This window comes from Arthrobacter sp. 10T425 (genome assembly GCF_056393985.1).
On the sequence record NZ_JBFTGZ010000021.1, the window covers coordinates 1 to 11,625 of the forward strand.

An 11,625-nucleotide genomic window follows, 5' to 3' on the forward strand; every position below is an offset into this window, starting at 1 on the left:
CGGAACCGGGCAGGAACCCCGGACAAGGCGCGCAGCAGACACCGCGGGCCACTGATCGGGACCGCCTATGTCCACACCGTCATCGACGACCACTCCCGGGTCGCCTACGCAGAGATCCACGGCGATGAAACAGCGGCCACCGCAGTCGGAGTGCTCAGGCGTGCAGTGTCGTGGTTTGCCGCCCGCGGCGTCACCGTTGAGCGGGTCCTCTCCGACAACGGTTCGGCCTACAAATCGCACCTCTGGCGGGACACCTGCCGTGAAATGAACATCAAGGCCAAGAAGACCCGCCCCTACCGGCCGCAGACCAACGGCAAGATCGAACGCTTCCACCGCACCCTCGCCGACGGATGGGCCTTCAGGCGCTTCTACGCCACGGAATCAGCCCGCAGAAACGCCCTCCCGGCATGGCTGCACCACTACAATCACCATAGGCCCCACACCGCAATCGGAGGCCAGCCGCCCATCAGCCGCTTAACCAACCTCCCTGGGCAGTACACCTAGGCGCGCCTGACGGCTACGAGTGCCCGACGCTGGCGCCGGCGCGGGGCACTGCCGGGACGGTCTGCGGGACGAAGGCGAGGGCGAGGACCGCCAGGACCGCGGCGGCGGCGAAAACATAGAAGCCCCACGGGTAGGCGATGCCGGCGGCCACCAGCGCGCCGGTGACGGCCGGGCCCATAATTGCCCCCAGCCGGCCCACGCCGGCGGCGAAGCCCAGGGCGGTGCCGCGCAGGCGGACGGGGAAGAGCTGGGTGACCCAGGCGTAGACCAGAACCTGGGAGCTGAAGACGAACACGCCGGTGACGAAGACGGCGGCATAGAGCACCACTTCGTTCTGGATCTGGATGCTGAGCGCGGCCAGGAACACGGCGGAGAGGCCAAACCAGAGCAGGACGATCTTCTTGGTCCCGTGCCGGTCGGCCAGGACGCCGGCGATCAGCAGGCCCACAACGGCGCCCACGTTCAGGACCAGGAGCAAGGCGAGGCCGGCGTTCAGGCTGTAACCGGCGGAGGCCATGAGCTGCGGCAGCCAGGTGTTCAGGCCGTAGACCAGCAGCAACCCCATGAAGGACGCCACGGCCACACCGGCTGCTATCAGCGGGTAGGGCTTTCGGCCCAAATCCCGGAAGCTGGCGCGTTCTTCCGCGGGCGCGGCCGCGGCCTGCGCGCGGGCCTGGCTGCCGGCCGGGGAGGCGCCGGCCGGGGACTTGGCGGCCGCGGGGATGTGGTGGACCGGCGGGAGGGTCTCCGGAAGCTTGAACCACAGGAAGGGGACCAGGGCGAAGCCGGCCAGGCCGCCGGCCACGAACATGGTCCGCCAGCTTGGAATGACCATGAGGGCCAGGAACGCGGTGGCCACGGCGCCGACGTGGTACCCGGTCATGGTCCGGGTGGTGGACTTTCCGGCCGTTCCGGCGGGTGCGTAGTCGTTCATGTACGCCAGCGCGGCGGGCAGGCAGGCGCCCAGGCCGAGGCCCGCCAGCAGCCGGAACGTGCTGAACCACGCCACGTTGGGTGCGAAGACGACGGCGATCGTAAAGAGGGAGAACCACGCCACGCAGGCCACCAGCAGGTTCCGCCGGCCAAAGCGGTCCGAGAGCGGGGCGATGAAGAGCGCGCCGAGCCCCACACCCACCAGGGAGACGGTTGCCGCGAACGTCGCCCCAACGGCGTCGAAGCCAAGTTCCTGAGACTTGATGAGGGTCGGGATGACCGTGCCGAGCACCACCAGGTCAAAGCCGTCCAGCACCATGGCCAGCCAGCAGAGCCACACGGGCCACCGTGATTTCTCTCCCGATGACGACGACTTGTCCAATGACGACGTTGACATTGTTACCTCAGCGCTAGTGTTTAGGTGATTCCGTGCCCCGGCCGGTGTTCGCGGGGCCTCTTTCCATTGTGAGAGTTGTATCACCGGGCCGTGTTGCATGGGACACTTAAAACCATTCAACGGAAGGGATATGGTGGCCAACTCGAACTCCGGCGACTCGGTGGTGGACCGGGTCCTGCGGTTGATTGCCGCGTTCCCTGAAGGCGTCACGGCGCTGCCGCTCTCGGAGCTTGCCGCGAGGGCGGAGCTCCCCCTGACCACCGCGCACAGGCTCGTGCGGCAGTTGGCCGGGCATGGCCTGCTCGACGTCGGCCCCGGCGGCTCCGTCAGCCTGGGCCTGCGGCTCTGGGAGCTCGCCAACCGCAATTCCCCCACGCTCGAACTCCGCCAGGCAGCCCTGCCGTTCATGGAAGACATCCAGCAGGTGCTGCATCAAAACGTGAACCTCGCCGTGCTGGACGGGCGGGAAGCGCTCTTTGTGGAGCGGCTGTCCCGCCGCGGCTCCGTCGCCAACCGGGCGCAGGTGGCCGGGCGGATGCCCGTGCACGTGTCCTCCGCCGGGCTGGTGCTCATGGCCAACCAGCCCCGCCCCGTCCAGGCCGAGTACCTCGAGGGATTCAGTGATCCGGCCGGCCGGCTGGCCCTGGAGGATCTCCGCGCCCTCCTTGGCGAGGCCGCCCATCGGGGCTATGCCCAGCTGGCCGGCGTCGTGGACCCTGACACGTGGGGGATCGCGGTTCCGGTGCTGGACCGCAGGAAGCACGCTGTGGCGGCCCTCGGCGTCGTTGTTCCCCTTCGCGAGGTGCGCCTGCAGGCGCTTGTTCCCGCCCTCCAGACGGCGGCGCGGGGGATCGGGCGGCGGCTGGGAGAACCCCGCGAGAATCCCGTATTCCATTCAGCGGAATCCATGTAACGTGCATCACCCCCGGGGGAGCACACTGTTAGCCGGAAGACGAAAACGGCCCCGGCCCCGACCGCCCGGACCCCGCAACGAAGCGAGACGCACATGGCACAGCGAAAAGTCATCACCACCCAGGTAGCCATCATCGGGGCCGGCCCGGCCGGACTCATGCTGTCCCACCTGCTGGCCAAGGCCGGCATCGAATCCACCGTCCTGGAGATCCGCAGCCACCAGGAGATCTCCGAGACGGTCCGTGCCGGCATCCTTGAGCACGGCTCGGTCAACATGCTCGTCGACAGCGGTGTCTCCGACCGCGTGCTGCGTGACGGCGACCGGCACGACGGAATCGAACTGCGTTTCAACGGCGAAAGCCACCGGATCGACTTCCAGGACCTCGTCGGGGAGTCGGTGTGGCTGTACCCGCAAACGGACGTGTTCCTGGACCTCGCCGGACGCCGGAAGGCCGACGGCGGCGATGTCCGCTACGGCGTCACGGACACCACCATCCACGACATCGAAGCCAAGCCCAAGGTCTGGTTCACGGGCGCGGACGGCGTCGAGTACGAGCTCCAGGCCAACTTCATCGCCGGCGCGGACGGCTCGCGCAGCCACTGCCGGTTCCAGATTCCCGAGGCGCACCGCAAGTGGTACTTCCACGAGTACCCCTTCGCCTGGTTCGGCATCCTGGCCGAGGCGCCGCGCAGCTCCGACGAGCTGATCTACGCCAACTCGGAGAACGGCTTCGCCCTGATCAGCCAGCGCACGGAGACGGTCCAGCGGATGTACTTCCAGTGCGACCCCAACGAGGACGTCAACAACTGGGATGAGGACCGCATCTGGGACGCCTTCCGCAGCCGCGTCAACGGCAACGGCTTCGAGGTCAAGGAAGGGCCCGTGATCGACAAGACGGTCCTGAAATTCCGCAGCTTTGTCCACGCCCCCATGCGGCACGGCAACCTGTTCCTCGCCGGGGACGCCGCGCACACGGTGCCGCCCACCGGGGCCAAGGGCCTGAACCTGGCGCTGCATGACGTCAAGGTCCTCTTCGAGGGATTCGACAGCTTCTACGCCACCGGCTCCGCCGCGCTCCTGGACGCCTACAGCGACCGCGCCCTGAACAGGGTGTGGAAGGCCCAGCAGTTCTCCTACTGGATGACTTCCATGCTGCACACCCCGGCCGGCGCCGATGATTTCTCCCGCGCCCGCCAGCTTGGCGAGCTCCAGTCCGTGGTGTCCTCCCGCCACGGCAGCGCCTACCTCGCGGAGGCCTACACCGGCTGGCCGGGGGCCCGCTAGACCGGCGGCCCGGCGGGGCTCATATTTTCCGTCGACAGGCACCGGGGCCAGGACTAGCCTTGAACCGTCCCAGCACGACCCGACAAGGACGATGGAGAGGTGTCCGATCATGGGAACCGAAGAGAATGTTGAACTGGTCCGGCGGGGTTACACGGCCTTCAACGCAGGGGATATGGCGACCCTCAGCGACCTGTTCGCGGAGGACGCAGTCTGGCACGTTGCCGGAAGCGGCGTGCTATCCGGAACCAAACAGGGCCGCGACGCGATTCTGGCGTACTTCGGTGAACTGGGCGCGCGCACCCAAGGTCACTTCCAAGCCAACGTCGAGGACATCGTCGGCGGGGAAAACCACACGGTCGCGATCCAGCAAACCCACGGGGAAGCCAACGGCAAAACCCTGGACATGCCTACCGTCATCACGTTCGTGGTTCGCGACGGACAGATCGCGGAAGGGCGGGAGTTCTTCGAGGACACGGCCAAGGCAGACGACTTCTGGACCTGACCGAACAACCGCATGATCGGCCCCGCCCGCAGGCTGTTTCCATCATCGGCGGCGGCATCGCCGGGCTGGCTCTTGCAGCCCGGCTGGATCCCGCGCGTTTCGAGGTCACGGTCACAGAACAGCGGTGCGGGCTCCCGACCGTGGGGACATCCTTGGCCATGTGGCCCGCGGCCCAGCGCGCCCTCGGCGATTTGGGCATCCTGGACGCCGTCAGGGAGGCCAGCCCGGTGATCGACGGCATGACCGTCCGGGCGGCCTCCGGCAGGGCATGGACATCAGCGCAGGCGACGGGGCTGATCGGCGTCTCCCGGGTTGATCTCGTCCGGCTCCTCGACGGTGCAGTCCCGGCCAGCGTGCGCCGGGTGTCCGGCCGCCTCGACGTCGTCCGTCCCGGTCCTGCCGGCCTCGTGGTGGGCGCTGACGGTGTCCACAGCGCGGTGCGCCGCAGCTGCTGGGGTGCCCGCTCCGGTGCCCGGTACACCCGCTACCTCGCGGTCCGCGGCGTGGTTCCCGGATCGCTGTGGCGGGGGCACGCGGGCGAATACTGGGGCCGCGGGCAGCTCTTCGGGATTGGTCCCGCGGCGGCCGGGACCAACTGGTACGCGGCGTTCCGCTCCGGGGCGGGACACGGAAGCCTCGACGTCGCCGCGGTCCTGGCGGAAACCCGCGCCCGCTACGCAGGCTACGCCCCGGGCATCCGCGACGTCCTGGCCGCTGCGGAACCGGAAACGACCCTGGTGCAGCGGATCTGGACGACGCCGCCGCTTGGTAGCTATGTCCGCGCCCGGGTGGCACTGCTCGGGGATGCCGCCCACGCGATGACACCCAACCTTGGCCGGGGTGCCTGCGAGGCGCTGGTCGATGCCGTGACCCTCGCGGCGCTGCTCAACACCCGGCCCGTGGACGAGGCCCTGGGCGCCTACAACCGTGCGCGCCACCTCCGCACCCAGGCGTTGCGGTGGGCGTCGTCGGCCGTGATGCGGCTGGCCCTGGCGGAGCGGGGCCAGCCTGTGCGGGACGCGCTGCTGGGCTTGGCTAGTCCTGGTCCAGGGTCTCGGTCAGATGGTGCGTTGGAATCCGGTCCCGGTCGTAGGTGATCTCGGTATAGCCGTGCGGCTCTGGCTTACCGGACGGGCTCAGGTTCACGAAGACGATCTCATCAATGGTGAGGATGCTGCGGCGCGTGATCATGTTCCGGACTTCGGCCCGCATGGTCAGCGATGTCCGGCCGAAACGGGTCGCGGTCAGGCCCATTTCGATCAGGTCGCCCTGGACCGCGGAGCTGACGAAGTTGATTTCGGAGATGTATTTGGTGACGGCCCGGCCGTTGCCCAGCTGCAGGATGGCGTAGATGGCCGCCTCCTCGTCGATCCACTTCAGCAGGCTCCCGCCGAACAGGGTGCCGTTGGCGTTGAGGTCCTCGGGCCGCACCCATTTGCGGGTACGGAAGGTGATGTCGGCCGATTCCATAGTGCGAGGTTAGCCGACTCCGTGACCGGCGGCGTTGTGTGACGCAGCCGGCCCGGGGAGGCGCGCGGCCTCACGCCATGGCGGTGTGCGCGGCGCTGTGCGAATCGATCGGCTTCGCGTAGCAGTACGAGTGAACCAGGCCGACATAAGGCCCAAAGTTCGGCACGGAAACGAAGCCCGAGTTCTCGTAGAACTGCCGGCCGTCGGTCTGCACCGAGCCGGCCTCCGCAGTCAGGGTGGTGATTCCCAGCGCGTGGGCGTGGGCTTCGAGGGCCGCGAGGATGGAGCTCGCCACTCCTGAGCCACGGGTGTAGGGCAGTACGTAGAGGCGTTTGATTTCAGCGGTGGTGGCGTCCAGCATGCGAAGGCCGCCGCAGCCCACCGGCTGGCCTGAGGCTTTGTCGTGCGCCACCAGGAACACCGCCGTGTCCGCTTCCGACGGCGGCGGGCCGGGTTCGTGGTCGGGCCGGCCGAAGCGGGCCTCGAGTTCCGCCTGCTGGGCTGCCCTCAGGTCCGCTCCGACGGGGTTCGCCCAAGTGACCTGACGGATGTTGAGCCGCGGGTTGGTCTGCATCACTGCCTCGATTCGCCGAAGTGTTATGCAGTCCAAGGCTAGGCACCAGCGGTTTCGGCTGTGTTTCCTGCCGGTAAGCGTCGCGAGAACTGTGGGCGGATGGCAGTGCAGTTGCGGCTTCCGGCTCGACTTTCCGGGTCGACGTGGCGACGGCCACAGCCTAGCGGCGCACCAGTGTCCGCAGGAGTTTCAGCGCCACGGAGATCGAGGCGATATCCACTTGGCCCGGTTTGGTCACTTCCGCGAAGGTGTCCTTGATCCGTGCCAGCTGCTCCTGGTGCCCGCGTTCCCAGGCCACGATGCGCTCCACGGCATCGGACGTGCCGGCGTCGGTGGCATTCAGGCCCTGGGTTGTCGCCATTACCGAGACGGTCATGTCGGCTACGGCGGAATACACATCGTCGCGCAGGGCTGCCCGCGCGAGAGACTCCCAGCGGCTCTGCCGGGGCAGGTCGGTGATGCTGAGCAGCAGGTTCGCGGCGCCGATGCGCTGGAACACCGCGTAGTACAGGTCAGCAATAGTGGGGATGGGTTCGCGCACCTGCTCGGAGATCAGGGAGATGTCCAGCAACCCGAAACTCTCCAACAGGTCCGAGGCGCGCAGGCCCAGCTCCCGGGGCATCCCCACGGCGGCCCAGTGCGCGAGTCTGTCTTCCACGCGGTCCAGGTCGGAGCCGCGGAGGTAGTCCAATGTTCGGGTCCGCAGCAGTTCCAGGGTGGGCATGATCCTGTCCAAGGCCGCGGCCACGGGCTGGTCGCGATGGTCATGCGTCACGTACCATCGCGTGGCGCGGTCGAGGATCCGGCGCATGTGCAGCGTCGCCTCGGCGACGTGTTCGGTGGGATATCCGGCGGGGAGTGCGGCCAGCCGGGTGACGATCCACGGCAGGTCGTAGGCCTCGCGCGCCACCACAAAGGCCCTGGCAACAGCGGCGGCGGTGGCAGTGGTTTCCTCGATGGCACGGAAGGCGAAGGTGATTCCGCCGAGATTGATCATGTCGTTGGCCACCACTGTGCACACGATCTGGCGGCGCAGCGGGTGGTCCGCCAGCTCTGCTTCAAAGCGTTCGGACAGCTGGCGTGGAAAATAGCCGCGGAGCACGCGCCGGAACCACGGGTCATCGGCAAGGTCGCTGGCGTTGAGCTCCGCTGCCAGTTCGATCTTTGCGTAGGCGGCCAGCACCGACAGTTCCGGCGCGGTCAGGCCCTCACCTGACCGCAGCCGTTCCCTGAGTTGTTCGTTGCTTGGCAGGCCCTCCAGCTTGCGGTCAAGGTCCGTGGCGTTCTCGAGCCAGTCCATGGTCCGTTCGAAGCCCGGGCTCCATTCCCGCACCAGGTGCCGGTCGTTGAAGAGCAGGACATTCTGGTCCGCGTTGTTCGCCAGCACAAGGCGGGCCACCTCGTCCGCGAGGGAATGCAGGAAGCCGGCGCGTTCCGGCGACGGCATCTTTCCCGCCGCGATCATCCGGTCCACGAAGATCTTGATGTTTACTTCATGATCCGAGCAGTCCACGCCGGCTGAATTATCGATGGCGTCGGTATTGAGCAGGACGCCTGCCAGGGCGGCCTCGATCCGTCCGAGCTGCGTGATTCCGAGGTTCCCGCCCTCGGCGATGATCTTCGCCCGCACCTCATTGCCATTGACCCTGACGGGGTCGTTCGCCTTGTCGCCAACCCCGGTGTTGGCCTCTGATGAGGCCTTGATGTAAGTTCCGATGCCGCCGTTGTACAGCAGGTCCACGGGCGCCCGGAGGATGGCCTGAAGCAGAGCGTGTGGCGGCAGGGACACGGTGCCCGGCTCCAGGCCCAGAGAGCTCCTGACCTGTTCAGTGATGCCGATGGACTTGGCCCGGCGGGAATGGACACCACCGCCCCCGCTGATCAGTGCTGGATCGTAGTCCGCCCAAGATGAGCGGGGGAGGGCAAAGAGCCGCCGCCGTTCCTCGAACGAGGCCCCCGCATCCGGCGCCGGGTCAAGAAAGATGTGGCGGTGATCGAAAGCCGCCACCAGCCGGATGTGGCGGGAGAGGAGCATCCCGTTCCCAAAGACGTCGCCGCCCATATCGCCGATGCCGGCAACTGTGAAGTCCTCTGCCTGGCAGTCCATCCCGAGTTCGCGGAAATGCTGTTTCACCGATTCCCAGGCCCCGCGGGCCGTGATGCCCATCTGCTTATGGTCATAGCCCACGGTCCCGCCGGACGCGAAGGCATCGCCCAGCCAGAAGCCGTACTCCGCTGCCACCGCGTTCGCAGCGTCGGAAAATGACGCTGTTCCCTTGTCCGCCGCCACCACGAGGTAATAGTCGTCGACGTCGTGCCGCACCACTCGCGCCGGAGGCACCACTGTTTCGCCGTGGGCGGTGGTGACCAGGTTGTCGGTGATGTCCAGCAGCCCGCGGACGAAGGTCCGGTAGCATTCCAGGCCCTCCGTCAGCCAGGCGTCGCGGTCCATGGCCGGGTCCGGCAACTGTTTGGGATAGAAACCGCCCTTGGCGCCGGTTGGCACTATCACCGAGTTCTTCACGTTCTGCGCCTTGACCAGGCCAAGGACCTCGGTGCGGAAATCCTCGCTCCGGTCGGACCAGCGCAGCCCGCCCCGGGCCAGTGCCCCGAAGCGCAGGTGGACGCCTTCCACGCGGGGCGAGTACACCCAGATTTCATATTTGGGACGGGGAAGCGGGGCACCCGCGATCGCGGAAGGGTTCAGTTTGAAACTCAGGTGGGGCTTCGCCTGGAAGTAGTTAGTGCGGAGCGTGGATTCCACCAGGTTCATGAAGGTGCGCAACAGCCGGTCGGCGTCGAGGACGGGAATGTCGTCGATCGCGGCCAGCAGATCCCTCCGAGCCGCGTCGGTGTCCCCGAACCGGCGTGCCGCCTCCAGCTCGGGATCGAACTTGGCCCTGAACAATGCCAGGAGCGCGTGGGTAGCCCGGACATTGACCAGCAGCGTATCGGCCATGAAGCCGTAGGAGGTCGTTGTGCCCAATTGCTGCAGGTACTTGGCATAGCTGCGCAGGATTGCCGCCTGGCGCCATTCGATGCCCTCCCGGAGGACGAGGCCGTCAAAGCGGTCCGATTCTGAGTCCCCACGCATGGCAGCTCCGAAGGCATCCCCCAGCAGCCCGCTGGTGCGGGACGGATCCACGCCGGCCGGGTAGCGGACGCCAAGGTCATAGAGGAACAAGGCCCGGTCCCTCCCGCGCACCACATCGAAGGGCCGTTGGTTCAGCACCTCCAGTCCGAGGTTGTGGAAGAACGGCAGGATCCGCGTCAGGCTGTGGGCGGTGGTCAGGTAAAGCCGGATCCGTGCGTCTTCGGCCAGCGTCGGGGAGGCGTCGGTGCGGACATAAACGGCCAGCTGAGGATCGTTCAGCGGTCGCCCGCCCGTGCCGTCGAGATCGAACCGCTCGAACGTATTGATGTCCTCGACCGCGTCCTCGACCTCGAAATCAGCCCGGTAGCTGGCCGGGAAGGCGGCGGACCACAGCGCCGACAACCGGCTGGCCTCCGCCGACGGCAACCTGTCACGGAGCGCTTCGTCCAGGCCCTGGGCCCACGTCCGCGTTGCGCTGACAACGCTCCGCTCCACTTCAGCGGGATCGACGTCGGGCATCCCGCCGGCGGGCAACAGTATCCGGAAGAACACGCGGGCCATCGGGGATTCACTAAGCCTGACTTCGAACTCGAGCGAGGAGGACCAGAAAGCCTGTTTAAGCTCGTGTTCAATCCGGAGGCGGACGGCCGTGCTGTACCTGGGCCGGGGGAGGAACACCAGCGCGGTCATGAAGCGCCCGTAGCTGTCAGCGCGCAGGAACACCCGTGTCTGGTGGTGGGCCTGCAGGCGCAGAATCTCTCGGGCAAGCCCGGAAAGTTCATCCAGGTCCCGGTGGAACAGCTCGTCCAGGGGGAAGGACTCGAGGACGGTGAGGAGCTGTTTGCCAGGGTGGGAGGCCTCGGTAAAGCCGAAGCGCTCCTGGATGGCGCGTACCTTGTCCCGGATGACCGGGATGCGCCGCACGGACCGGCCCGTGGCACCCGGGGCGAAAAGGCCCACAAACCTGACTTCTCCCGTGGCCTCCCCGGCGCTGCCGAAGGTCCGGACGAGGATTTCATCCAAGTAAGCCGGGCGGGGGACGGAGGATCTCAGATCCGAAATGGAGATGGTGAGGACCTGCGAATGGGGCAGCCCCGTAACAGGCTGGCGGGCCTCCGGCCGCCCGTCCCTGAGCAGGCCCAGCCCCGCGCCGGGCAGCAACGACACAACATCCGGGCCCTCCGCCGTCGAGTATTCATATTCGCTGTATCCCAGAAACATGAAGTTGCCGCGGTCCAGCCAGCCCAGAAGCTCACCGAGCTGCTCCGGAGCCGGAACCGTGCCGGCGGGCAGCAGGTCCAGGGAGTTGATGGTGCGGGCGAGACGGGCGTGGATGGCTGGGGTGTCATCCGCGACCAACTGGACGTCCGCGAGGACACGCCGCACGTTGGCGGTGAGCTCCGCGATGGCCCGTGACCCCGGCATGCGGCCTATCTCTGCCGCCACCCACGTTTCTGATCTCCACCCCGGCGGGACCTGGACGGTGCCGGCCGCCGCGGCACCCGGGACGCCGGCAATTGGGCCCGTCGGTCCGGACTGCGAGGACCCATGCCGTACTTCCATCAACCGATCAGTCCGCGGATCCCGCCGCACCAGGAAATTGGGATGCACCAGTAACCGGATGGACTCGTTTTGGCGGGCCAGCTCCGCAGTAAGCGAATGGATCAGGTGCGGAATGGCGTCGGCAACCACCAGCAGGACGCTGGCGTCGCTTTCGTTCAGGATGTCGACGGCCGCCGTGCCTGCCGGACGGCCGTCCGCTAGTTCCGCATGGTGCCTGGAGCGCTGCTCCAGGTTTTCTGGACTGTAGCCTTGGAGGTCCTCCGGCGCAGCGTGCTCGTAGTACGCCGCGAGGAACTGGTCATCGAAGCCGGGGAAAACGTGGCCGGGCGCATGCCCCGGGTGTACCGATTTGCGTGACATGCCCCTGCGCCTCCACTGCGCGGGCTCAACC

The 11,625-nt window shown here is 67.3% G+C and carries 9 protein-coding genes; 5 read left to right on the plus strand and 4 right to left on the minus strand.

Going from position 1 to position 11,625, the window contains the following annotated elements; genetic code table 11:
• Positions 1-504: integrase core domain-containing protein (locus tag AC1DDH_RS18990; RefSeq protein ID WP_476956068.1), on the plus strand; the 504-nt coding region annotated here is incomplete at its 5' end.
• 13 nt (positions 505-517) lie between these two features.
• Here AC1DDH_RS18990 and AC1DDH_RS18995 read toward each other — a convergent pair.
• On the minus strand, positions 518-1,834 hold the full coding sequence (locus tag AC1DDH_RS18995) for an MFS transporter (RefSeq protein ID WP_476956069.1): 1,317 nt from the start codon (positions 1,832-1,834) through the stop codon (positions 518-520).
• Between the two features lie 133 nt (positions 1,835-1,967).
• On the opposite strand from AC1DDH_RS18995, the gene AC1DDH_RS19000 reads away from it, so the two are divergent.
• From AC1DDH_RS19000 to AC1DDH_RS19015, 4 genes are all read left to right on the plus strand, one after another.
• Positions 1,968-2,747 carry an IclR family transcriptional regulator gene (locus tag AC1DDH_RS19000; protein ID WP_476874192.1) on the plus strand — a complete coding sequence of 260 codons (780 nt, stop codon included), beginning with the start codon at positions 1,968-1,970 and terminating at the stop codon, positions 2,745-2,747.
• Between the two features lie 93 nt (positions 2,748-2,840).
• On the plus strand, positions 2,841-4,031 hold the full coding sequence (locus tag AC1DDH_RS19005; protein WP_476956070.1) for a 4-hydroxybenzoate 3-monooxygenase: 1,191 nt from the start codon (positions 2,841-2,843) through the stop codon (positions 4,029-4,031).
• A 109-nt stretch (positions 4,032-4,140) separates the two neighbouring features.
• Entirely contained in the window at positions 4,141-4,533 is a 393-nt protein-coding gene (locus AC1DDH_RS19010) for a nuclear transport factor 2 family protein (RefSeq protein ID WP_230008143.1), read from the plus strand.
• Between the two features lie 44 nt (positions 4,534-4,577).
• A complete protein-coding gene (locus tag AC1DDH_RS19015; protein WP_476956082.1) occupies positions 4,578-5,630 on the plus strand; it encodes an FAD-dependent monooxygenase in 1,053 nt (350 codons plus the stop codon).
• Here the strand turns inward: AC1DDH_RS19015 and AC1DDH_RS19020 are convergent.
• From AC1DDH_RS19020 to AC1DDH_RS19030, 3 genes are all read right to left on the minus strand, one after another.
• Positions 5,569-6,003, minus strand: a complete 435-nt coding sequence (locus AC1DDH_RS19020; RefSeq protein ID WP_079555099.1) for an acyl-CoA thioesterase — start codon at positions 6,001-6,003, stop codon at positions 5,569-5,571. The genes AC1DDH_RS19015 and AC1DDH_RS19020 overlap by 62 nt on opposite strands.
• Positions 6,004-6,073: 70 nt before the next feature.
• Entirely contained in the window at positions 6,074-6,577 is a 504-nt protein-coding gene (locus AC1DDH_RS19025) for a GNAT family N-acetyltransferase (RefSeq protein ID WP_043436378.1), read from the minus strand.
• A 160-nt stretch (positions 6,578-6,737) separates the two neighbouring features.
• Positions 6,738-11,594 (minus strand): NAD-glutamate dehydrogenase, encoded by a 4,857-nt coding sequence (locus AC1DDH_RS19030; protein ID WP_476956071.1) that lies wholly within the window; start codon positions 11,592-11,594, stop codon positions 6,738-6,740.
• Positions 11,595-11,625 lie beyond the last annotated feature (31 nt).